Genomic DNA, 24,043 nt, shown 5'->3' on the forward strand with positions numbered 1-24,043 from the left:
ACCTTCACTTCTGCGGGGGAAAATCACCCCACAGAAGTCGACAAAGCTACTGAGTCGCTACTGTCCGGCGCCCGAGCCGGTGCCGGTGCCTCCGGAGCCCGGGTCCGAGTTGACGAGATTCGAGATCCAGTTCGTCACCTTCGAGATGCCGTCGCCGATCGCATCCCAGTAGCTCTGGCCCTGGGCGACCCAGTCCTGCAGGAACATCTCCCACGCCAGCCAGCCCGCGCCGACGAGGATCAGGACGGTGAAGAGGCAGCCCTTGAGGCAGCCGAGGCCCGGGATCCTCATCCGGTTGGGGTTCCGCTGGCGCGGCTCCCTCGGCTGACGCGGCGCGGGCTGCTGGGGCGGCGGCTGCGGAGGCGCGTACTGCTGGGGCTGGGGCGCGTACTGCTGCCGCTGCGGCTGCTGAGGGCGCTGCTGATGCGGGCGCTGTTGCTGAGGCTGCGGCGCGTACTGCTGAGGTTGCTGCGGGGGCCTCTGCTGCTGGCGCTGCGGACGCCGGCGCAGCGGATCCTGGCTCGGGTCGAGGTACTGGACCTGCGTCTGCTCGTTGCGGTCGCGGGCCGCCTGCAACTGGGACTGCCAGGGGTGCGGGTCCTCCGGCTGGGGCCGGCCCGGCGGTACGGGCGGCATCACGCTCGTCGGGTCCCCGGACTGCGGGGGCCCGGACTGCGGGGCGCCGGTGTGCGGCAGGAAGCTGGTCGCGGCGTTGGGGTCGTACGATCCCGCGTTGCTCGGCAGGACCTGCGTCGGTTCGGCCGCACCCGGCGCGTCGGGCACCTGAGCGGGCGAAGGGTCGGGCGCGAGCAGCGCGGCGACCCCGAGCGCGGCGTCGACCTGAGCGGGCGTGGAGTGCACGCCTACTCCGGCCGCGACGGTACGCAGTCCACGGGCGAGGTTCTCGGCGCTGGGCCGCTGGGCCGGCTCCTTGCGCAGGCAGCGCTCTATGACCGTCCACAGCGGCTCGGGGACGGTGGTGGGACGGCGGGGCTCCTCGCTGAGGTGGCGGTGGAGCACCTCGAGGGCGGTGCCGCCCGCGAACGGGGGCCTGCCGGTGACCAGTTCGTACAACAGGATGCCCGCGCCGTAGATGTCGACGGCAGAGGTCTGCGGGCGGCCCTCGGCGGACTCCGGCGCGACATACGCGGGCGTGCCGACGAATTCGTGCGTACGGGTCAGGCCCGGGGAGTCCGCGAGGCGCGCGATGCCGAAGTCGGTCAGCATCGGGTGCATCTGGCCGTCGGCGTCGTTCTTGAGGAGCACGTTCGCGGGCTTGAGGTCGCGGTGGACGACGCCGTCCGCGTGGCTCGCGGCGAGCGCGTCCGCGATCTGGGCGGTCATCAGCGAGGCGGCGACCGGGCTGAGCGGGCCGTTCTCACGGAGGTAGCGGTGCAGGTCGGGGCCGTCGACCAGGTCCATGACGAGGGCGAGGAGATCGCCCTCGACGACCAGGTCGCGGGTGCGCACGATGTTCGGGTGGGTGAGGCGGAGCAGGACGGAGCGCTCGCGCAGGAAGCGCATCACCACGTCCGCGTCGTTCGCAAGCTCCTCCTTGAGGACCTTGATCGCGACGGTCTCGCCGGGCTGGCCCGCGACGGCCGCCTCGGCGCCCGCGGTCTCCCGCTGGCTGGCTCGCCAGACGGTGCCCGTGGCGCCGCGCCCGAGGGGCTCCTCGAGCAGGTACTTGCTGCCTACCGGCCGCACGTGATGCGCTCCCTGCTGATCGTGGTCCTTGCGTGGTCCCCGGCCACCGTGGCCCTTCGTTCGGGCCCACCCGGGTGTCCGACCCACTTTAGTGCCGCCGGACGCCGCACCGGCCGGTCGTCTGTCCTTCGTCCTCCCGGTCGCCCCCTCGATGGACCGCTGGTCGTGTTCGAAAGGAAGACGCGGGCATCGTACGGATGGTTGCCGAGGCAGCGTGCCGTACACAACACTCACGTTCCGGATCAGATCCCAACCAGGCATTTTTACGCCCAGAGCCGACCAATCAAGATCACTTACCGGTGGCCCCCGGGCGTGTTGTCAGTGGCAGGTGCGAGGATGCCCTCAGCACGGAGTCGTGGGGTCGGGAGCCTTTCGGCGCGTGCCGACCTGCCGGGTGGGGGCTATCACAGGGCGGCTCCGCTGCCGGGCACCCCGCGCAGAAGGGATTGCTGACGGCGATGCAGATCCGGCTGACTGTCCTCGCGCCGCGCAGCGGCCGATCCGCGACCTCGGGGCATGCCTCCGTGGGACATACCTCCGCAGGACATGCCGCGGTGGGACATGCCTGCGACGTGCTGATCACCGCGCCCGCCGGGACGGCGCTGGCCGCCGTGGCCAACGGCCTCGCGGCGGCCGTTTCCGGCCCCGATGTCTCGGGTTCCGTCGTGCTGTACGCGGGGCAGGAGCGGCTCGACGCACAGCGCCGCACGCTGGGCGAGCCGCCTCTGGTGGACGGTGCGGTGCTTTCCCTTCAGGTCCCCCATGAGGACGAATCTCCCGGGGCGGACGCCGCGGCCCAGCTCCATGTGGTCGCCGGCCCCGACGCGGGCGGGGTCCATCTGCTGCACGGGGGCCGGATCAGGATCGGCCGCTCCGCCGAAGCCGACGTACCGCTGGACGACCCGGACGTCTCGCGGCTGCACTGCGCGGTCACGGTCGCCGAGGACGGCCGGGTGACGGTCGCGGACCTCGGCTCGACGAACGGCACCACGCTGGACGGCGTCGCCCTGAGCGCCCGTCCCGTCAGGCTGCCCGCGGGCGCGTTGCTGCGACTCGGCGAGTCGACGCTCCGGGTCACCCCGCGCGACCGGACCCCCGCGCTGCCGACGGCTCCGGACGGCGAGGGGCATCTGCGAGTGACCCGGGCGGACGGAGCTGGTTCCGGTCCCGGCGGGTCTGGTCCCGGATTCGACAATTCCGGTTCCGGCGGCTCCGGTCCCGGCGGAGCTGCGGCGGGGGCCTTTGATCCCGGCGGTCCGGGTCCCGGCGGCTCCGCTCAGGGCAAGGCCGCACCGGGCGGCTCCGGTCCGGCCGACCCCGGACCTGGCCGACGGGTTCCCCGGTGGGCCCGCCAGGAGGGCGGCGTATCCGGCACTGGTGGCTACGGCCCCGCCGCATCGGCTCCGGGTGCTTCCGGCACACCCGAAGCCCCCCAGGCAAACGGCCAACACCGCGTGCCCGTCCAGTACGACCCCACCGCTCCCGCCGCCGCGACGAGCGCAGGCCTCGGCGATGCCGCCACGCTCCATACGTACGGCACGGACGACCCCGACAGCAGCGCTCACGGCGACACCATGCACTCCAGGGCGGACGAGACCCACGAGGTCCCCGAACCGCCGGGGGCCCACAGCCCCGCGGCCACCGGCGGCGCGCCGCGCCAAGGCGCCCCCTTTCGTGGCACCCGCCTGCCCGACGGCGCCACCCGCCGACGCGGTATAGGCGCCTGGGCCCGCCGGCTCGCCGGCGGCCGGGAGGAGCCTGTCGCGGAGTTCCCACCGCAGCAGGGACCACCGAGCGCCGCGGCGCCCGCTGTCGAGCGCTGGCCCGATCCGGCCGCGGTGCTGCTCACCGCGCTCGGTCCAGGGCCCCGGCTCTGGGAGCGGGGACAGGGGCATCCCGAGTCCCTCGTGCTCCGCCTCGGCACCACCGAACGGGCGGAGCTGCCTTCCGTGCCGGTGACCGTCGGCCTGCGCGAGGCCGGCTCACTCGGGCTCGCCGGGCCCAGGGCCCGGCTGGCCGGTCTCGCCAGGTCCGCCGTGGCCCAGCTCGCCGCGCTGCACTCGCCCGCCGATCTGGAGATCGTGCTGCTCTCCACGGACAGGTCGCGGAGCCTCGATGCGCGCAAGGGAGAGTGGGCCTGGCTCGGCTGGCTGCCGCATCTGCGCCCCGCACACGGCCAGGACTGCCGGCTGCTCCTCGCCTACGACCGTGACCAGGCCACCGCCCGCAGCGCCGAACTCACCCGCCGCCTGGACGACGGGCCGCTCGGCCCGGGCTGGCCGAGCGCCGACCGCAAGGCCGTCGCCGAAGCCGCCGCACGGTACGAAGGCGCGCGCACCGTCGTCATAGTCGACGGGGACCCGGGATCGGCCGCGCTGCGCGAGGCGACGGCAAGGCTGGCCGGCGCCGGATCCGCCGCCGGGATCCATCTGATCTGTCTGGCCGAGACCCCGGCCGCCTCGCCGCTCTCACCCGTCGCCGCGACCTATGAGTCGGCTTGCGCGGCCTCGCTCGCCTTCCGCGAGTGCGGGGCAGTCGCCCTGCTCAGCGGTGATGTGGCGACCGCACTGCGTCTGATGCGGACGGCCGGCGGACAGCCCGTCGGGCACGGCACGGTCGGCGCGGTGGACGCGGTCTCGGCGCCCTGGGCGGAGCGCTTCGGGCGCGCCGTCGCGCCGCTGCGCGCCGAGGGCACCGGCACGCACCTCGGCCGGGTGGTGGCGCTGCCGCGTTCCGCACGGCTGCTGGACGAGCTGGGTCTCGCCCGCGCCACCCCCGCATCCCTGATGGCGCGCTGGGCATCGGCGGGCGACGGCACCGCGGTGCTCGGCGCCGGTCCGCGCGGCCCCCTCACCGTCGATCTCACCGAAGAAGGCCCGCATCTGCTGATCGAGGGCCCGGCGGGCAGCGGCCGTACCGAGCTGCTGCGCTCCGTCGCGGCCTCGCTCGCCGCCGCGGGACGCCCGGACCTGCTCGGGCTGCTGCTCGTGGACGGAGCCGGGGGCGAGCGCGGCGAAGGACTGACCGCCTGTACCGAACTGCCCCATGTCACCGATCACTTGGTGGCCTCCGACCCGGTCCGGATGCGCGCGTTCGCGCAGGCGCTCGGGGCGGAGCTGAAGCGGCGGTCGGAGCTGCTGGGCAGCGTCGGTTTCACCGAGTCGCACACCCAGGGCCAGGTGGCCGGCCGGATGGTGAGCCAGCGTCCCCCGAGCGCCGCCGAGCAGCGCGGGGACCTCGACTCCCCCGCGAGCGGCACGCTCCGGCTGCGCCCCGGGGCCCGTACGAAGGCCGAGGGACCGCCCCCGCTCCCGCGGCTCGTCGTGCTGGTGGACGACTTCGACGCGCTGGTCGCACCTGCGCTCGGCAGCCCGGGGCGGCCCGCGGCCGGTTCGGTCGTACGGGCCCTGGAGGCCGTGGCCCGGGACGGCGAGCGGCTCGGCGTACATCTGATAGCGACGTCCGCGCGCCCCGACCGTACGGCCGACACCGAGTTGACACAGGGTGCGCGGCTGCGCGTCGTGCTGGACGCACCGCCCGCCGCGCCGGGGCCGGAGGACCCAGCCCCCGGGCGAGGCAGGCTCGGGCATCCGGACGGCCGCGTGACCCCGTTCCAGAGCGGCCGGGTGACCGGACGCATTCCGCGTACGGCGACTTCGCGCCCCACCGTGGTGCCGGTCGAGTGGGAACGGATGGGTGATCCGCCGACCCGTCGACCCGTTCGCGAACTGGGCAATGGCCCCACGGACTTGGCGCTTCTGGCCAGTGCCCTGGAGCGAGCTGCACGATCGGTGGACGCGACTCCGATTCCGCCGCTGACTCCGGCCCGCCCCTGACCGGCGGCAGTCCCGTCATTTGACCTGACATCACGTCACAAGGCCATCACAAAAGGCTGGTTGACACCTGGTGCGGTATTGCGGCCCTCCAGTACCGGGCGTACACCTGTCGGCACGGGACAGGCACGGGAGAGACGGGGCAGTGATGCGCACAACTCTTCGCACGGGCAGGACCGCGGTGGTGTTCGCCGCCATCGGCGCTCTCGCACTCGCCGGCTGCGGCGACAACAAGGACGACGACAAGGCGAAACCGGGCGAGAGCAAGGGCAAGGAGACCGCGGCCACCGTCCAACTGCCCAAACTGAACGGCGAGAAGCTCGAGGTCGTGGCCGTCTGGACCGGCCCCGAGCAGGAGAACTTCACCAAGGTCCTCAAGGAGTTCGAGAAGCGCACCGGGGCTTCCGTCACCTTCGTCCCCACCCAGGACGCGATGCTCAACTATCTCGGTACGAAGATCGCCGGCGGTCAGCCCCCGGATGTGGCACTCCTCCAGCAGGTCGGCGCACTCCAGCAGGCCGTGCAGCGCAAGTGGGTCAAGCCGCTGGGTGCCGAGGCCAAGGCGGAGCTGGCGAAGAACTTCACCAAGGGCTGGCAGGATCTCGGCGCGGTCGGCGGCACGCAGTACGGCGTCTACTTCAAGGCCGCCAGCAAGTCCCTGGTCTGGTACAACGCCAAGGCATTCGAGAACGCGGGCGCCAGCGAGCCGAAGACCTGGAAGGAATTCCTGTCGACGGCCGAAACGATCTCCGCCTCCGGCGTCACCCCGGTCTCGGTCGGCGGCGCGGACGGCTGGACGCTCACCGACTGGTTCGAGAACATCTATCTCTCCCAGGCGGGGCCCGAGAAGTACGACCAGCTGGCCAAGCACCAGATCAAGTGGACCGACCCGTCCGTGAAGACCGCGCTGACCACGCTCGGCGAGCTCTTCGGCAAGCCCAACCTGATCGCGGGCGGCGCCGACGGCGCGCTGCAGACGGAATTCCCGGCATCGGTCACCCAGACCTTCACCGGTGGTGAACAGCCCAAGGGCGCGATGGTTTTCGAGGGCGACTTCGTCTCGGTCAATATCGCGCAGACCGACGCCAAGATCGGTACGGACGCGAAGGTGTTCCCGTTCCCTGCGGTGGGCGCCGAGCCTCCGGTGGTGACCGGCGGCGACGCGGCCGTGGCGCTGAAGGACTCGAAGGGCGCGCAGGCGCTGCTGACCTTCCTGGCCTCCCCTGACGCCGCGAAGATCTGGGCCGAGTCGGGCGGGTTCATCTCACCGAACAAGTCGCTCGACATCTCCGCGTATCCCAATGCGGTGCAGCGCGATATCGCCAAGGCGCTGATCGCGGCGGGCGACACATTCCGCTTCGACATGTCGGACCAGATGCCGCAGTCGTTCGGCGGTACGCCCGGCAAGGGCGAGTGGAAGGCTCTCCAGGACTTCCTGAAGAACCCGAAGAACGTCGCCGGGACCCAGCAGAAGCTGGAGTCGGACGCGGCCAAGGCGTACAAGAGCTGAACCGGTGACCACTGCGGCGACAGCGGGGGGCCCGGCACGTCCGGCGCCCCCCGTCGACAAGCGCAAGAGCGTGACAGGCACACGCAAGATCATCGCGGTCGGCTTTCTGCTGCCCGCGCTGGTGCTGCTGGGCGCGCTCGTGGTCTACCCGATCGGGTACTCGGTCTACCGGTCCTTCTTCGACCAGTCCGGCAGCGGATTCGCCGGGATCGACAACTACAAGGAGATATTCACCGAGGACACCATCCTCACCGCGGTCAAGAACAATGTGCTCTGGGTGGTGGTCGCGCCGACCGTCTCGACCGCGCTCGGACTGATCTTCGCCGTGCTCACCGAACGGGTCCGCTGGGGCACGGCCTTCAAGCTGATCGTCTTTATGCCGATGGCGATCTCGATGCTCGCCGCGGGCATCATCTTCCGGCTGGTGTACGAGCAGGACCCGGACCGCGGTGTCGCCAACGCCGTCTGGGTGGGCGTTCATGACACCTTCGCCGAGTCGGCCGGATTCCCCAAGGCGCATCCGCTGGCCGTCCATCCGCTCACGGCAGGTCCGGGCGGGTCCTTCGTCACCAAGGAGCCGGCCACCGCGGGCAAACAGGTCCAGCTCCCGCTGATCGGTGTCGCGCCCGACAAGATGCCGTCCGACGCCGAACCCGCGAAGGCGGCGCGGCCGGACGACGGAAAGATCACCGGCACCGCCTGGCTGGACTTCACCAAGGGCGGCGGCGGCAGGCCCAACACCATCGACGCCAAGGAGCTCGGCCTCAAAGGCATCAAGGTGGAGGCGGTCAAGGACGGCGAGGTCGTCGCATCGGCAAGGGCCGGAGCGGACGGTACGTTCAGCCTGCCCGCGTCCGCCGAGGGCGCCCGGCTCCGGCTGCCCGCCGACAATTTCAGGGAACCGTACAACGGCGTCAACTGGCTCGGCCCCTCGCTCGTCACCCCGGCGATCATCGGCAGTTACGTGTGGATGTGGGCGGGCTTCGCGATGGTGCTGATCGCGGCGGGGCTGGCGAGCGTGCCGCGTGAACTCCTCGAAGCGGCGCGGGTGGACGGCGCGAACGAGTGGCAGGTCTTCCGCAGGATCACGGTGCCGCTGCTGGCGCCGGTCCTCGCGGTCGTCCTGGTCACCCTGATGATCAATGTGCTGAAGATCTTCGACCTGGTCTTCATCATCGCGCCGGGCTCGGCCCAGGACGACGCGAACGTCCTCGCACTCCAGCTGTACCGCTCGTCGTTCGGCACGGATTCGAACCTGGGGCTGGGCAGTGCCATCTCCGTACTCCTGCTGCTGCTGGTGATCCCGGTGATGCTGTTCAACATCCGCAGGATGCGAAGGGAGACCCGCCGATGACCACGTCCGACGGTGTGGTGAAGGCGAAGCAGTCGCTCCCGGCGCGCATCGCGGCCGGTGCCGGCGGTGGCGTGATGCGGGTGTTTCTCATCCTGGTTGGCCTGTTCTGGCTGATGCCGACGTTCGGGCTGCTGCTGTCGTCGCTGCGCGACGCGACGGACATCAGTGAGAGCGGCTGGTGGAAGGTGTTCTCGGCCCCGGCTCAGCTGACCACCGAGAACTACTCGCGGCTCCTCGACAACGAGGCGATCACCGATTCGCTGCTGTCCACGGTGATGATCACTGTCCCGGCCACGGTTCTGGTCGTGGCGATCGGATCGCTCGCCGGGTACGCATTCGCCTGGATGGAGTTTCCCGGCCGTGACTGGTGGTTCATGGTGGTCGTCGGCCTCCTCGTCGTGCCCGTCCAGGTCGCGCTGGTGCCGGTCTCCAAACTGTTCGGCCGGATCGGCATCTTCGAGACGACGATCGGCGTGATCATCTTCCATGTCGCGTTCGGTCTGCCGTTCGCGATCTTCCTGCTGCGGAACTTCTTCGCGGAGATTCCGAGAGAACTGCTGGAGGCGGCGCGGCTCGACGGGGCGGGCGAGATACGGCTGTTCACGCGCGTCGTAATGCCACTGGGCGGCCCGGCGATCGCCTCGCTGGGCATCTTCCAGTTCCTGTGGGTGTGGAACGACATGCTGGTGGCGCTGATCTTCGCGGACTCCGAGAGCGCGCCGATCACGGTGGCACTCCAGCGCCAGGTGAGGCAGTTCGGCAACAACATCGACGTCCTGGCACCCGGCGCCTTCGTCTCGATGATCATCCCGTTGGCGGTGTTCTTCGCGTTCCAGCGGCAGTTCGTGACGGGAGTCATGGCGGGAGCGGTCAAGTGAGCGTGTGCACGTGAGGAGGTGAGTAGGTGAGCTTGCCGGGGAGAAATGCGGCGGGGCGCTCCCCGCCGTCGCGCGACAGTGCGGCTCGCGCGACAGTGCGACCGGTCCCCGCCGTGAAGCGGCCCCGGCGGCAAAGGCGATGCCCCGCCTCGCCGAGTCCGAGGGCCCCCCGGATACCCGATGCCCGGATGCCCGCCGCAAACCAGCCACCCGTCCCGTGGCGGTGCCACCTCGCGGATGCCGGTCGCGCCCGGTCCGCCCGTGAAGCGGTCACCGGGGGGACATGACGGTGCGCCACTTCACCGCGTACGCGGCCGCACGCCCGGGCCGCGCCGCGGAGCAGGCGTCAGGCCGCCCGACGCGGCGCGGAGTTGCCGCCCGCCGGTGGTGTGGGCGGCGCCCCACCTCGCCAAGTCCGAGGCCCGCCCGGGGTCCGCTGCGAAGCAAGCGCCGGGGCCGTCGGCCCCGGCGCGGAGCTGCCGCCCTGGGCCCCCGCGCCTACCCCCAGGGCCCCGGGGGGCCTGCCCCCGGTTCGGGAAGGGGCCGGGGGAAAGGGCCGGGGAGCGGCCGGGGGAAAGGGCCGGGGAGCGGCCGGGGGAAAGGGCCGGGGAGCGGCCGGGAAGGCGGAGCAACCACCCGTCACGAGCGGAGCGCCGCCACCGCCCCCCGTGCCAGCTCGTCCAGGTACCCCTTCGGCAGACCCGTCCGTACCACCACCAGCCGCCAGTACAGCGGCCCCACTATCAGGTCCAGCGCCTTGTCCGGGTCCGTCGATTCGGGGAGTTCGCCGCGTGCCACCGCGTCCCGTACCACCAGCGCCGCCACACCCTGCTGGCTGTCCAGCAGCGCCGCCTTGATCGCGTCCGAGATTTCCGGGTGGCGGGCCGCCTCCACCAGCAGGTCCGGGATGACCTGCGAGGCAACCGGGTGGCGCAGGGCGTGCGACGCCACCTCGAGCAGCGCCCGTACATCGCCGTACAGCGAACCCGTCGCCGGCGCCGGCAGCCCCTGCGCCGCGAACGCCGAGACCAGGTCCAGCACCAGTGACAGCTTCGACTTCCAGCGCCGGTAGACCGCCGTCTTGCCGACGCCCGCCCGCCGCGCGATCCCCTCGATCGACATCCGCGCGAAGCCGACCGCGGCCAGCTCCTCGAAGACGGCGGCGCGGATGGCGTGAGTCACGTCCTCCCGGAGCACTGCGGCTCCCGCCGGCGCGCGACGTGGTGTTCCCGGATCCGTGGTCATACACGGGAGCATAGCGGGACGACGAGACGGTTGCGTTGCGACGTACTCCGTCCTACTCTCGCCGTAGCGACGAAACGGGTCCGTCCCATCGCGGAACGCACCTCATCGCCGGCGCCGCCGGCACCCGTGCCCGTATCCCACACCCCTGTCCCTGCCTCCGCGCCTGTCGAAAGCGAGCACCGTGAGCAGCCAGACGATCGACCGGCCAGAGCCGCGTCCAGGCATGAGCGAATCCGCTCCCGACGGCCCGTCCGAACTCGCCGCGCTCGCCGCCCGCCACGGTCTGACCATCAGTGGCGCCCGCCCCACGCTGCGCTCCTACGTCAGCCAGCTCTGGTCCCGCCGCCACTTCATCGTCGCCTTCGCCACCGCCCGGCTGACCGCCCAGTACAGCCAGGCCAAGCTGGGCCAGATCTGGCAGGTCATGACCCCGCTGCTGAACGCGGCGGTCTACTACTTCATCTTCGGCATGCTGCTCGACACCAGCAAGCACGTGCCCGACTTCATCCCGTTCCTCGTCACCGGCGTGTTCATCTGGACGTTCACGGCCAACTCGATCATGGCCGGCACCCGCGCGATCTCCGGCAACATCGGCCTCGTACGCGCCCTGCACTTCCCCCGCGCGAGTCTGCCCATCGCCATCGCGCTCCAGCAGCTCCAGCAGCTGCTCTTCTCGCTCGGCGCGCTGCTTGCCATCCTGGTCTGCTTCGGGCAGCTTCCCCAGACCGGCTGGCTGCTCGCGATCCCGGCACTGACCCTGCAGGCCGTGTTCAACACCGGCATTTCGATGATCATGGCGCGGCTGGCCAGCAAGACCCCGGACATCGCTCAGCTGATGCCGTTCATCCTGCGCACCTGGATGTACGTCTCCGGCGTGATGTGGTCGATCGACAAGGTGCTCAGCCACGACAAGGTGCCGCACACCGTCAAGCTGGCGCTGCAGTGCAACCCGGCCGCCGTCTACATCGACCTCATGCGCTTCGCGCTCATCGACAGCTTCACCGCCGCTCAACTCCCCCCGCACGTCTGGGCCGTGGCCCTCTTCTGGGCAGCGCTCTTCGGGGTGGGCGGATTCCTGTACTTCTGGAAGGCAGAGGAGGAGTACGGCCGTGGCTGACTCCAGGGTTCCCACCGTCGTCGTCGACGGTGTCCACATCACGTACAAGGTGAACGGTGCCCGCACCGGCAAGGGCAGCGCCACATCCGCCCTCAGCCGGATCGTCTCCCGCAGGAGCACACCCGGAATTCGCGAGGTGCACGCCGTCAAGGGCGTCAGCTTCGCCGCGTACAAGGGTGAGGCGATCGGCCTGATCGGCTCCAACGGCTCGGGCAAGTCGACCCTGCTCAAGGCCATCGCCGGCCTGCAGCCGCCGTCCAAGGGCAGGGTCTTCACCCACGGCCAGCCCTCGCTGCTCGGCGTGAACGCGGCACTCATGGGAGATCTGACCGGCGAGCGCAATGTCATCCTCGGCGGACTCGCGATGGGCATGACCCGCGAGCAGATCCGCGACCGCTACGACGACATCGTCGAATTCTCGGGGATCAACGAGAAGGGCGACTTCATCACGCTGCCGATGCGCACGTACTCCTCCGGCATGGGCGCCCGGCTGCGTTTCTCGATCGCCGCGGCGAAGAGCCACGACGTGCTGCTGATCGACGAGGCGCTGTCCACCGGCGACGCCCGCTTCCAGCGGCGCAGCCAGGACCGCATCAACGAGCTGCGCGAGGAGGCCGGCACGGTCTTCCTGGTCAGCCACAGCATCGGCACGATTTCCGAGACGTGCGACCGCACGATCTGGCTGGAGGCCGGGACGTTGCGGATGGACGGGCCGACGAAGGACGTCGTCGCCGCGTACAACGAGTTCACCAGCCCCAAGAAATAGCCACTAATCACCTCAAAACAACCCTAACGCGGGCTAAAGTACGGTCCGATGACGACTCATCGGACCGCACCGCCCGGCCATGACTCCACCGGTGTGCCCGGGACCGCACTCCCCGGCACCCCGGCGCCCCTCGGTGGCCTGCCCCGGCCGGCGCAGGCCACCGCCCTCTGCGCCGTCTGGGCAGCCACCCGCGTAGGGATGCTGCTCCTGCTCATCGTCGACCACGTCGGCGACAGCGGCGTCGCCGGCGAGGTGCACACCCTCTACCGGCACTGGTACGAGCAGCTCGGCCAGGGCGCGTTCCCCCTGAACGACGCCACCTGGCAGTACCCGCCCGGCGCGGCGCTGGTGTTCCTCTCCCCCGGCGCGCTGCCCTGGCTCACCTACTTCCAGGCCTTCGTCGCCATCACTCTCGCCGCCGACGCCGTCGTCACCCTCGCTCTCGCCCACGCCGGAACGCGCGGCGCCTGGATGTGGGTGTGCGGGCTGCCGCTGCTGCTGCATCTGCCCTTCGCGCGGTACGACGTCCAGGTCACCGCCCTCGCCGTGCTCGCGCTGCTGGCGATGCGCCGCCGGCCGCTGCTCGGCGGGGCGCTCGCCGGCATCGGCGCGATGGTCAAGGTCTGGCCACTGCTCACCGTGCTCGGCACGCCCCGGGGACGTACGACACGCGCCGCCTGGCTCTCGGCCGCCGCATCCGCGGCGGCGCTGCTCGCCGTTCTCTCGGTCGGCTTCACGCACTCACTGGACTTTCTGCGGCAGCAGGGCGCCAGAGGCGTCCAGATCGAGTCACTCGGCGGGACCGCGCTCCAGCTCGCCCGGAAGGCGGGCTGGCCGGGCCGGATCAGGTACCAGTACGGAGCCTTCGAGTTCATCGGCCCCTATGTGTCGAGCGTGGCGCGGCTCTCGCTGCTGCTGACCGGCGCGGCGTTCTGCTGGCTGCTGCTGTGGCGGGTCAGGGCCCGGCGCTGGAGTGCGGCCACACCTTTCGACGCCGCGTTCGCCGCCGTACTGCTCTTCACCGTCACCAGCCGGGTGATCAGCCCGCAGTATCTGATCTGGCTGGTCGGACTGGCCGCGGTCTGCCTCACCTCCCGGCACACCACCCAGCGCCCGGTCGCGCTGCTCATGCTGCCCGCCGCCGCGCTGAGTGCGCTGGCCTATCCCGTGCTCTACGACGACGTGCTGGGCGGCACTCCGCTCGGCTGTCTGATCATGGTCGTACGGAACGGGCTGCTGGTCGCGGCCGCTCTGCTCTCCTGCAGGCTGCTGTGGACTGCCACAGCCGCGCGATAGGCTCCGCTGCCGACATGGGCAGGGGCACGCCGAGGGAGTGGGAATGCCGAATGGGGGGCTTGAGCCGCTGCGGGCCGACGACCCGCGGGAGATCGCGGGTTATGCGCTCGAGGCGAGGATCGGCGAAGGCGGGATGGGCACCGTCTTTCTCACCCGCACCGGCGAAGGACGACCCGTCGCGCTGAAGCTGATCCGCCGCGAGCATGCGCAGAGCGAGAGCTTCCGGAAACGGTTCGCCCGCGAGGTCGAGGCGGCACGCCGCGTGCACGGGCACCACCTCGTACCGGTCGTCGACCATGACGCGGAGGCCGCCCGGCCCTGGCTCGCCACCCGGTACGTACCGGGGCTGCCGCTCGACGACGCGCTGGCCGGACACGGGCCGCTGCCGCTGAAGAGCGTGCTCCAGCTGACCGCCTGCGCGGCCCACGCGCTGGACGCCGTACACACCGCAGGGGTCATCCACCGCGATGTGAAGCCGGGCAATCTGCTGCTCACCACGGAAGGGCCGTGGCTGCTCGACTTCGGCATCGCGCGGGCCGTCGGGACCGCGTCCATGACCACCGTCGGCCGGATGGTCGGCACGCCCAAGTACATGTCTCCCGAGCACGCGCTCGGTAAGCAACTCACGCCCGCATCCGATGTGTTCACGCTCGGGCTCGTCGCCGCCGAGGCCGCCGCCGGACGCCATCCGTACGGAGAGGGCGGCGGTCTTGTGGTCGCCACCCGGATCGCCGGCACCGACCACGAGCCGCCGGATCTCGGCGCGCATCCGGCGGTGCTGCGCGAGGTGCTGAGGGCCTGCCTCGCCGCCCGGCCCGAGGAGCGGCCGACGGCGGCGGAGGTGGCCCAGCACTGCCGACTGGCGGCGGGACGCGACGTACGGGACTTCGACGGCTGGCTGCCGAAGCCGCTCGCGGCGGCCCTGGCAGGGATCGAGCGGGCCGCCAGGGACCCGAGGGCATCGGGCTGGCTGACCAGAATCCGCCGGGCCCCCTGACAGGTCTTCCCGATCCTTTCCCGATCCCTTTCCCGAATTCCTTTTGCCGATCGCCGGACGAGCTTGTATTCAGGCCCGTCCGGCGATCGGGGGCGAAGCGGCTGCCGGGCGGACCCGGCGCCCCTCGTTCCCGTACTGCTAGCTGTGCGTCCTCAGCAGCTGCCGCATCGTCCGCATCGCCACCGACAGGTTCGCCAGGTCGAACGTGTCCGAGGTCTGGATCTCCTCCAGCGTCGAGCGCGCCCGGCCGAGGATCGCCGCGTTCTTCTCCTCCCAGGCCTTGAACCGCTCCTCGGGCGTCGAGGTGCCGTTGCCCACGGAGAGCACGTCCGCCGTCAGCATGGCGTGCGCGGCGTACAGGTCCTCGCGGATGGAGGCGCGGGCCATGGACTGCCAGCGGTCGGCCCGCGGCAGCTCTATGATCCGGTCCATCAGCTGGGTGATCTGCAGCCGGTCGGCGAGGTCGTAGTACACCTCGGCGACCGCCATCGGGTCCTTCTGCGTGCGGTCCCCGATCGCGACGATGTCGAGGGTCGGGAAGGCGGAGGAGAACCCGGCGACCCGGAGCGCGAGTTCCTCGGGGACACCGGCCTCGGTGAGCTCGTCCAGGATCCCCTGGTACCACTCCAGATCCGCGCCACGCAGCATCTTCGGCAGCTCCGCCCAGACCTGTTCCACGCGCTCGGCGAAGAAGCCGATGGTCTCGGCGAGCTCCAGCGGCTGCGGCCGGTTGCCCAGCAGCCATCGCGTACCGCGCTCGACGAGCCGGCGCGAGTGCAGCCGGATACGGGTCTGGACGTCGGCCGCGACCTTGTTGTCGAGTGCCTCGACGGCGTCCCACACCGCGCCGAGTCCGAAAATTTCGCGGGCCGCGGTCTGCGCCCGCACGACCTCTTCGGTCGACGCACCCGTCTCTTCGCGCAGCCGGTGCAGGAAGGTCGAACCACCGGTGTTCACCGTGTCGTTGACCAGCACCGTCGTGACGATCTCGCGGCGCAGCGCATGCCCGTCGATCGCCTCGGGGAACTTCTCGCGCAGCGCCTGCGGGAAGTACGCGTGCAGCAGCCGGCGCAGATACGCGTCGTCCGGCAGCGACGTCCCGATCAGCTCGTCCGCCACCGTGATCTTGGTGTAGGCGAGCAGCACGGCCAGCTCGGGCTGGCTGAGCCCCCTGCCCGTGTTGAGCAGTTCGCGAATCTGCCGGTCGTTCGGCAGGAACTCCAGCGCGCGGTCCAGATGCCCGTCCCGGCCGAGGCGCCGCATGAAGCGCTGGTGGGCGTGGAGCAGCGAGGGGGACTGGGCCACGGCGTTCGACAGGGCGACGTTCTGCGCGTAGTTGTTGCGCAGCACCAGCGCCCCGACCTCGTCGGTCATCTCGGCGAGCAGCTTGTTGCGCTGCTTGACGGTCATGTCGCCGTCCGACACCAGGCCGTTGAGCAGGATCTTGATGTTCACCTCGTGGTCGGAGGTGTCCACGCCCGCGCTGTTGTCGATGGCGTCGGTGTTGATCTTGCCACCGCTGCGGTCGAACTCGATCCTGCCGAGCTGGGTCAGACCGAGGTTGCCGCCCTCGCCGACGACCTTGACCCGCAGGTCCTCGCCGTTGACGCGGATCGCGTCGTTGGCCTTGTCGCCGACGTCCGCGTTGGACTCGGTGGAGGCCTTGACGTACGTACCGATGCCGCCGTTCCACAGCAGGTCCACCGGAGCCTTGAGGATCGACTTCATCAGCTCGGCGGGTGTCATCTTGGAGATGCCGGGCTCGATGCCGAGCGCCTCGCGCATGTGCGCGTTGACCGGGATCGACTTGGCCGTACGCGGGTGGATGCCGCCGCCGGCCGACAACAGCTCCTTGTTGTAGTCGGCCCAGGACGAACGGGGCAGCTCGAAGAGCCGGCGGCGCTCGGCGTACGAGGTTGCCGCGTCCGGGGTCGGGTCGATGAAGATGTGCCGGTGGTCGAAGGCCGCGACGAGCCGGATGTGCTCGCTGAGCAGCATGCCGTTGCCGAACACGTCACCCGACATGTCGCCGACGCCGACGACCGTGAAGTCCTGCGTCTGGGTGTCGTGGCCGAGTTCGCGGAAGTGCCGCTCGACGGACTCCCACGCGCCACGGGCGGTGATGCCCATGGCCTTGTGGTCGTATCCGGCGGAGCCGCCCGAGGCGAAGGCGTCACCGAGCCAGAAGTTGTAGCTCTCGGCGACCTCGTTGGCGATGTCGGAGAAGGTCGCGGTGCCCTTGTCCGCCGCGACGACGAGATAGGTGTCGTCCCCGTCGTGGCGTACGACGTCCGCCGGCGGGACGACCTCGCCCGCCACCAGGTTGTCGGTGATGTCGAGCAGCGCGGAGATGAAGATCTTGTAGCAGGCGATGCCTTCGGTGAGCCAGGCGTCCCGGTCCACGGACGGGTCCGGGAGCTGCTTGGCGACGAAGCCGCCCTTCGCGCCGACCGGCACGATCACGGTGTTCTTCACCATCTGCGCCTTGACCAGGCCCAGGATCTCCGTACGGAAGTCCTCACGCCGGTCGGACCAGCGCAGACCGCCGCGCGCGACCTTGCCGAAGCGCAGGTGCACACCCTCGACGCGCGGGGAGTGGACCCAGATCTCGTACGCCGGGCGCGGCGCAGGCAGATCCGGGATGGCCTGCGGGTCGAACTTCATCGACACATAGCTGTGGTGCGTGCCGCCGCCGGCCTCCTGGAAGAAGTTGGTCCGCAGCGTCGCCTTGATGACCGTGAGGAAGGAACGCAGGATCCGGTCCTCGTCCAGGCTGGCGACCTGGTCGAGCGCGCCCTCGAGCTCCTCGAGGAGACCGTCGATCAACTCGGTGCCCGCGCGCTGGCGCTCCGGGGACATCCTGGCCTCGAAGAGCGAGATCAGCAGCCGGGTGGTGTGGACATTGGTACGGAGGGTTTCCTCCATGTACTCCTGGCTGAAGGTCGAACCGGCCTGGCGCAGGTACTTGGCGTACGCGCGCAGCACCATCGCCTGTCGCCAGTTCAGACCGGCACCCAGGACGAGGGCGTTGAAGCCGTCGTTCTCGGCCTTGCCGGTCCAGACCGCGGCGAAGGCGTCCTGGAAACGCTCGCGGGCATCGTCGGCGAGGTAGTCGCCGTTGCCGTTGGCCTGCGGCATGCGCAGACCGAAGTCGTAGATCCAGGCGGTCGTACGGTCCGAACAGCGCAGCTCGTACGGACGCTCGTCGACGACCTCGACACCCAGCCGGTTGAGGGCGGGCAGGACCGCGGAGAGGGAGACCTGCTCTCCGGTGCGGTAGATCTTGAAACGGCGCTCGCCGGGGCCGGCGCCGACCGGTTCGTACAGCGAGAGCGCGAAGCCCCTGCTGCTCTCGGTCAGCCGTTCCAGGTGCACGAGGTCGGCGACGGCGGCACGCGGCGAGTGATCTGCCTTGTAGCCCTCGGGGAAGGCGGAGCCGTAGCGGCGCAGCAGCTCGGCGGCGCGCTCCTCACCGCATTCGGCGTTGAGCGCCTCGGCGAAGCCGTCGGCCCAGGAGCGGGCGGCCTCGACGAGCCTGGCCTCGATGCGCTCGACGTCGGCGTCGGTCAGGTGGGGCAGCTCGGTCCCGGACGGGACGCGGACCACGAAGTGCAGCCGGGAGAGGATCGACTCGGTGTTCCAGGCGGTGAAGTCGACGCTGCTGCCGCCGAGCTCCTCCTTGAGGATGTCGATCAGGCGCAGCCGTACGCCGGTGGTGTAGCGGTCGCGCGGCAGGTAGATGAGGGCGGAGTAGTAGCGCCCGTACTCGTCCTGACGCAGGTAGAGCCGCAGCCTGCGGCGCTCCTGGAGGTAGAGCACGCTCGTGACGATGGAGCGCAGCTGGTCGACGGGCGTCTGGAAGAGCTCGTCGCGCGGGTAGGTCTCGAGGATCTGCAGCAGGTCCCGGCCGTCGTGGCTGTTGGGCGAGAAGCCGGCGCCCTCCAGGACCTCGGCGACCTTACGGCGGATGACCGGCACCCGGCGCACGGACTCGGTGTACGCGGCGGAGGAGAAGAGACCGAGGAAGCGGCGCTCGCCGATGACATTGCCCTCGGCGTCGAACTTCTTCACGCCGACGTAGTCGAGGTAGCTGGGGCGGTGCACGGTCGCGCGGCTGTTGGCCTTCGTCAGCACGAGCAGCTTGTGCTCACGGGCCTTGGCACGGGCGTCGGCGGGCAGCCGGCTGAAGGACGGGCTGACCGGGTGCGCCTCGTCCGTGCTGTGCTGGGGGTCGGAGCGCAGTATGCCGAGCCCCGTCCCCGGGACGGCGGCGAGCGCGTCGTTCTCGGTGAGCTCGTACTCGCGGTAGCCGAGGAAGGTGAAGTGGTCGGCGGCGAGCCAGCGCAGCAGCTCACGCGCCTCCTCGACCTCCTGGTCGCGCAGATCGTCGGCGGTCGGCTCGCTGGGCAGCTCTTCGGCGATGCGCAGCGCGGCGTCGCGCATCTTCTCCCAGTCCTCGACGGTCTCGCGGACGTCGGAGAGGACCCGCAGCAGGTCCGCGGTGATCTGCTTCAGATCGGCGCGGTCGGTCTCGCGGTCGACCTCGACATGGATCCAGGACTCGACGAACGCGTCGTGCGGCAGATCCTTGGCGCCTGTCTCGGAGGGCAGTACCTCGATGAGCTTGCCGGTCACATCGCGGCGGACGGTGATCTGGGGGTGGATCACGACATGGATGCCGCGGCCCTGGCGGGAGAGCTCATTTGTGACCGAGTCGACAAGGAAGGGCATGTCGTCGGTGACGACCTCGACGACGGAGTGGCTGCATGTCCACCCGTTCTCTTCCACCGTCGGAGTGTGGACCCGCACATTGGCAGTCCCCTGGGGGCGGTTCTCGGCGAGCCGGTAGTGGGAAAGTGCCGCGCCGAAGATGTCGACCGGGTCGCGATCGGCGAGGTCCTCGGGAGCGGTGTGCAGGTAGTAGCGCTGGAGGTACGTGAGAAGGGCGTCCTGGTCAGGACGCTTCCCTTGCTCGGACCCAGTCGGAAGGTGCCCCCCGAGCGGGCTGTTCTCAGCTACCCGGGCGGCCCGTTCGAGCAGCTCGGCTTTGGCTTCGTCCAGCTTGGTCTGCATGTCCTCTGGCTCCTGTCGCGCGCCATTGCGTGACGTAGGTGGAAGAAGCGACGCAACGCCATGACGCGGGGTGTCCGGTCGGAGTCGACGTTATGCCGCGATGAGAGTCGTCCGAGCGGTTATTGGCCAAGTTCGCCAACCCGGTCGGTACGAGGAGAGCAACGATCGCCCGGGTGCTGTGGCACTCCGGGCGCAGGCCGGGGGCTTCGCTGCCCCCACGGCGTATCGCGCTGATCACGGGTCAAGGCTATCGTCCCGCCCCCCCGACCCGTCATGAGCCGTATGTGTACAAAAGCGGGGCCGGAAGTTTGACAGTCTGGACAGCGACACAGGCCCTCTTGGCAAACAGTCCCCCGGCGGTGCACGTTGACGGTGACGACACGGACACACCTCGACAGCACAGCACCGGGAGTACCGTCGACAGCCCGACACCGGGAGCAGCCATGACAGCGAAGATCCTGATCGTCACCGGCGACGCAGCCGAGTCCCTCGAGGTCCTCTACCCGTACCAGCGGCTGCGGGAGGAGGGGTACGAGGTGCACATCGCGGCCCCCGCCCGCAAGAAGCTGCAGTTCGTGGTGCACGACTTCGAACCGGGCTTCGACACGTACACCGAGAAGCCGGGCTATACCTGGCCCGCCGACCTGGCCTTCTCGGAAGTGGATCCCGGGCAGTACGCGGCGCTGGTGATCCCCGGCGGCCGCGCCCCCGAGTACCTGCGCAACGACCCGGAGCTCCGCAAGCTCCTCAAGTCCTTCTTCGACTCCGACAAGCCCGTCGCCCAGATCTGCCACGGCCCGCTGCTGACGGCGGCGATCGGCAGCCTGGAGGGTCGGCGTGTCACCGCCTACCCGGCGCTGGAACTGGACATGCAGGCGGCCGGCGCGAGCTTCCAGGACGCGGAGGCCGTCGTCGACGGCACCCTGGTCTCCTCACGCGCCTGGCCGGACCACTCCGCGTGGATGCGGGAGTTCCTGAAGGTGCTGCGCGCCAAAGCCCCGGCGAGCTGACGCCCCGCTACGGCGGAGCATCCGGCCGGGTGCGTCAGGCCGCCGCCAGGCGCTGGGCCTCGGCCACTGCCTCGGCGAGCGTGTCCACCACGGGCACGCCCGCCCCCGCCGCCTCCAGGCTGGCGCGGCTGTGTGAGCCGCCCGTGTACAGGACGGCTCGCGCTCCCACATGTGCCGCCGCGACGGCGTCGTCGACGGCGTCGCCGATGACCACCACGCGCTCCGCCCGCACTCCGTCGAGCCCCGCGAGGTGGCGTGCCATGTGCTCGGCCTTGCCGGTGTGCGATCCGCCGACCCGGCCGTCCACCCGAACAAAGTGGCGCTCGATGCCGTGCGTGCGCACGATCGGTATCAGGTTCTCGTGCGGGGCGAGCGAACACATCGACTGCGTCAGCCCGGAGGCCTGCCAGTCGACCAGCAGGTCCCTGGCCCCGTCGGCCAGTCCGGCGCTCTCGGCCAGCACCCAGTAGTGCCGGTGGAAGGTCTCGTCCATGACGGCCCACTCCGCGTCCGTGGGCAGCCGCCCCATGAGCCGCTCGTAGAAGAGCGGCACGGGCACGCAGTACAGGTCCCGGTAGCGCTCGAGCGTGATCGCGGGCAGCCCGATCTCCGCGAACGAGGCGTTCGTCGCCTGAATGACCACGTCGATGTCGTGGAACAGCGTGCCGTTCCAGTCCCAGACGATGTGTGTATCCGCGTTCTTCCCCATGCCTCAAAACAGTACCCAGTGGGACCGACAGGCCGGGCCGGGCCGACAGGCCGTGCGGGACTGCCGTCAGGCGAGAGGCCGTGCGGGAGTGCCGTCAGGAAGGGTCAGGAGGTGCGGGAAGCGGCCCGGCGGCCGTCAGGCGATCAGGTTGGGGATCTCCTGAACCCCGTACCAGAGCAGCTCGTGGTCCTCCGCGCCGTCCACCGTGAACTGGGCGTCGTCGTCGCCCTGGTCCGCCGCTCCCAGCGCCTGCGCCGCCGCCACCACATCGTCCACCGCGTCGTCGGCGTCCACATGCACCGCGGCCGCCTTGGCCAGTGGCACCGCGGACGCGACCCGCACCTCGCCGAGCGCGCTGGCGACGAGCGCCCGGTCGGGATCGGCCACCGCGTCCTGGTCCGGTACGTCGACGGCGACGACGACCCGGCGCCCGGCCGCGGCCGGCTCGCCCGCGAGCAGCCTCAGCGAGGCGGCCGCGGCGCGGCTCAGCGCGGCGTACTCGAGCTCCTCGATGTCGTCGGAGACGTACCACTCGCGCAGTCCCGGGGTCACCGCATAGGCGACCAGCGGAGCGGGGCCGAGCTTGCCCGCCTTGTGCGCCTCTGCGAGACCGGGGAGGGTCAGGGGGACGTAGACGCGCATGGCTGGCCGCTTTCGTAGTCGGAAGACGCCCTCAGGATACGTGCGACGTCCCCCTTCGGGGTGCCCCTCCCGGGCTCGCGCACCGTCCACCCGAGATACCCCGTGCACCTGCCGGCCAAGGCCTGGGGCCGCCCCGCGTCACCCTGATAGGTGAAGTTTGCCGTCGGTCTCCCGAGGCGCCCTCACACATTGCGGCCGCTCGCCCCGCCCCGTAGAAGATCACCAGTGAAGTTACTGCCCGGTATCAAGACCGGGCCCGGAATATCGGGGGCGATCTGCATGGACAGGACCCGGCCCGCGGGACGGCGCGACCAACGCAGGCCCGCAGTGGTGGCGGCAGCGGCGATGGCGCGCGCACGGCGGCAGCACCAGCCGCACTACTGGTTCGCCGACCGCCTGCTCGCGGTGCTCAGCGGACAGCGACCGGTGCACTGGATGCTCGGGCACACCATCGGCGAGGCGTACGAGCAGCTGGTGCGGCTGGCCCCAGGGGCTCCACTCCGTCCGGCGGAACGGGTCACGCCCGTCGTACGGCACTGCGGCGAGTACCACCCGGGCCCCGGCGTGATCGAAGCCTTCGCCCGGATCGGCTCGGGCGACCGGGTCAGCGCGATGGCCTTCCGTCTCGAGCAGGGCGCGGACCACCGCTGGCGCTGCGCGGCGGTGGAGCTCGGCGGGGAGCGCGTCGCCGTACAGGCAGCCCGGTAGCGGCCACCTGCGCCCGGCTCAGCCGCCGTCCGCGCCGAGCCGGGCCACCTGCCCCTCCTGAACCTGACGGGCCGCCTGGAGGAAGTCCAGGATCGTGGCGAGCTGGTCCTCGTCGTAGCGGCTCAGCGCTTCGGCCCCGGCGACACCGACGGGCAGATAGACCTCGGCCTCGGCGGCGCGGGCGGCATCCGTGGCGGCGACGAGTACGCGCCGCCGATTGGCCGCGTCCCGGCTGCGGGTGACGAGGCCGACGCGCTCGAGCCGGTCGATGACCGTGGTCGTCGCCGCCGGACTGAGCTTCAGTGCGGCGCTCAGCTCACCGGCCGACAGCTCTCCACCCGGTCCCTCTCCACCCGGTCCCTCTCCACCCGGTCCCTCTCCACCCGGTCCCTCTCCACCCGGTCCCTCTCCACCCGGTCCCTCTCCGCCCGACCACTCAACGCCCGCCCGCTGCCCCGCGCCCAGCACCAGATCGAGGCAGCGCAGGTCGGTGCGGTTGAGGCCGAGCCGCGTCGCGGCGGCCTCGTCGAAGGCGTCGAAGCTCTGCTGCAGCGAGCGGAGCTGCTGGGCAACATTCCTCATCAAAGCTTCTTTCGACATTCGAATCTTTCTGTTATCGTAAGTTTCGCCAGTCGAAAGGATATCACTCCCGGAGGGCATGCCATGAGCACCAGCGACATCCAGATCCAGGACCTCTTCCAGCGCTTCATGCAGGCCTGGAACGACGGCGACGCGGTCGCCTTCGGCGCCTGCTTCACCGAGGACTCCGACTATGTCTCGTACGACGGCACTCGCGCCGTGGGACGGGCCGAGCACCAGGACAACCACGACCGGCTGTTCCGCGGGGTCCTCACCGGCTCGGCGCTGGTCGGCGAGATCGAGGCGATCCGGTACATCGCCCCCGAAGTCGCCATCGTGTACGGCACCGCCTCCGTGCTGATGCCGTGGCGCTCGGAGCTCCCCAAGCGGCGCCTGTCCCGCCAGACGGTCGTGGTCGTGAACACCGACCACGGCTGGCGGATCACCGCGATCCACAACGGCCGGGTCCGTCCGGTCACCGTCCCCGCCCCCGACTCGATGCCGTCGAAGATGTCCCGGACCATGACCCGCACCGCCCGCCGCCTCGGCCTGGGCCGCCGTAACACGGTGGGTGCAGGTGCCAGTGCAGACGCCTGAAGGAAACGGCCGGGGCCGGACA

General features: G+C 70.6%; 17 protein-coding genes. 11 read left to right on the top strand and 6 right to left on the bottom strand.

The annotated features are described in order from the left end of the window. Nucleotides 1–57 precede the first annotated feature (57 nt). A complete protein-coding gene (locus OG966_RS15670) occupies nt 58–1,707 on the bottom strand; it encodes a serine/threonine-protein kinase (protein WP_326650247.1) in 1,650 nt (549 codons plus the stop codon). A gap of 458 nt (nt 1,708–2,165) precedes the next feature. Here OG966_RS15670 and OG966_RS15675 point away from each other — a divergent pair, with 458 nt between their 5' ends. From OG966_RS15675 to OG966_RS15690, 4 genes are all read left to right on the top strand, one after another. Then, on the top strand, nt 2,166–5,543 hold the full coding sequence (locus tag OG966_RS15675) for an FHA domain-containing protein (RefSeq protein WP_326650248.1): 3,378 nt from the start codon (nt 2,166–2,168) through the stop codon (nt 5,541–5,543). 145 nt (nt 5,544–5,688) lie between these two features. Then, on the top strand, nt 5,689–7,050 hold the full coding sequence (locus tag OG966_RS15680) for an ABC transporter substrate-binding protein (protein WP_326650249.1): 1,362 nt from the start codon (nt 5,689–5,691) through the stop codon (nt 7,048–7,050). Between the two features lie 70 nt (nt 7,051–7,120). Further along, on the top strand, nt 7,121–8,404 hold the full coding sequence (locus OG966_RS15685) for a carbohydrate ABC transporter permease (RefSeq protein WP_442806710.1): 1,284 nt from the start codon (nt 7,121–7,123) through the stop codon (nt 8,402–8,404). After that, nucleotides 8,401–9,282: a carbohydrate ABC transporter permease gene (locus tag OG966_RS15690; RefSeq protein ID WP_326650251.1), complete on the top strand. Its 882-nt coding sequence runs from the start codon at nt 8,401–8,403 to the stop codon at nt 9,280–9,282. Before OG966_RS15685 ends, OG966_RS15690 begins: the two co-directional genes overlap by 4 nt. A gap of 639 nt (nt 9,283–9,921) precedes the next feature. Here the strand turns inward: OG966_RS15690 and OG966_RS15695 are convergent. After that, on the bottom strand, nt 9,922–10,527 hold the full coding sequence (locus tag OG966_RS15695; protein ID WP_326650252.1) for a TetR/AcrR family transcriptional regulator: 606 nt from the start codon (nt 10,525–10,527) through the stop codon (nt 9,922–9,924). A gap of 223 nt (nt 10,528–10,750) precedes the next feature. Between OG966_RS15695 and OG966_RS15700 the strand changes: the two genes are divergently transcribed. From OG966_RS15700 to OG966_RS15715, 4 genes are read left to right on the top strand one after another with little or no spacing between them, the layout of a single operon-like run. After that, entirely contained in the window at nt 10,751–11,644 is an 894-nt protein-coding gene (locus OG966_RS15700; protein WP_326650253.1) for an ABC transporter permease, read from the top strand. Continuing rightward, nucleotides 11,637–12,410, top strand: a complete 774-nt coding sequence (locus OG966_RS15705) for an ABC transporter ATP-binding protein (protein WP_326650254.1) — start codon at nt 11,637–11,639, stop codon at nt 12,408–12,410. Before OG966_RS15700 ends, OG966_RS15705 begins: the two co-directional genes overlap by 8 nt. Before the next feature lie 48 nt (nt 12,411–12,458). After that, entirely contained in the window at nt 12,459–13,706 is a 1,248-nt protein-coding gene (locus OG966_RS15710; protein ID WP_326650256.1) for a glycosyltransferase family 87 protein, read from the top strand. Nucleotides 13,707–13,749: 43 nt separating this feature from the next. Then, a complete protein-coding gene (locus OG966_RS15715; RefSeq protein ID WP_326650257.1) occupies nt 13,750–14,703 on the top strand; it encodes a serine/threonine-protein kinase in 954 nt (317 codons plus the stop codon). 138 nt (nt 14,704–14,841) lie between these two features. Here OG966_RS15715 and OG966_RS15720 read toward each other — a convergent pair whose 3' ends face one another. Continuing rightward, nucleotides 14,842–19,776, bottom strand: coding sequence for an NAD-glutamate dehydrogenase (locus tag OG966_RS15720; protein WP_326650258.1), 4,935 nt, complete (start codon nt 19,774–19,776; stop codon nt 14,842–14,844). A 443-nt stretch (nt 19,777–20,219) separates the two neighbouring features. On the opposite strand from OG966_RS15720, the gene OG966_RS15725 reads away from it, so the two are divergent. Beyond that, entirely contained in the window at nt 20,220–20,786 is a 567-nt protein-coding gene (locus tag OG966_RS15725) for a DJ-1/PfpI family protein (RefSeq protein ID WP_326650259.1), read from the top strand. 34 nt (nt 20,787–20,820) lie between these two features. Here the strand turns inward: OG966_RS15725 and OG966_RS15730 are convergent, their stop codons facing one another. Both OG966_RS15730 and OG966_RS15735 read right to left on the bottom strand, forming a co-directional pair. Beyond that, nucleotides 20,821–21,495, bottom strand: a complete 675-nt coding sequence (locus OG966_RS15730; RefSeq protein ID WP_326650260.1) for an HAD family hydrolase — start codon at nt 21,493–21,495, stop codon at nt 20,821–20,823. A 135-nt stretch (nt 21,496–21,630) separates the two neighbouring features. Next, entirely contained in the window at nt 21,631–22,137 is a 507-nt protein-coding gene (locus OG966_RS15735; RefSeq protein WP_326650261.1) for a DUF6912 family protein, read from the bottom strand. Between the two features lie 279 nt (nt 22,138–22,416). On the opposite strand from OG966_RS15735, the gene OG966_RS15740 reads away from it, so the two are divergent. Further along, nucleotides 22,417–22,845 (top strand): Rv3235 family protein, encoded by a 429-nt coding sequence (locus OG966_RS15740; protein WP_326650263.1) that lies wholly within the window; start codon nt 22,417–22,419, stop codon nt 22,843–22,845. 18 nt (nt 22,846–22,863) lie between these two features. Here OG966_RS15740 and OG966_RS15745 read toward each other — a convergent pair whose 3' ends face one another. Further along, nucleotides 22,864–23,427: a MarR family winged helix-turn-helix transcriptional regulator gene (locus tag OG966_RS15745; protein ID WP_326650264.1), complete on the bottom strand. Its 564-nt coding sequence runs from the start codon at nt 23,425–23,427 to the stop codon at nt 22,864–22,866. 81 nt (nt 23,428–23,508) lie between these two features. Here OG966_RS15745 and OG966_RS15750 point away from each other — a divergent pair, with 81 nt between their 5' ends. Further along, on the top strand, nt 23,509–24,021 hold the full coding sequence (locus OG966_RS15750) for an SgcJ/EcaC family oxidoreductase (protein ID WP_326650265.1): 513 nt from the start codon (nt 23,509–23,511) through the stop codon (nt 24,019–24,021). Nucleotides 24,022–24,043 lie beyond the last annotated feature (22 nt).

The sequence above is a fragment of the Streptomyces sp. NBC_01750 genome (assembly GCF_035918095.1).
In the GTDB taxonomy this organism is placed as follows: Bacteria; Actinomycetota; Actinomycetes; order Streptomycetales; family Streptomycetaceae; genus Streptomyces.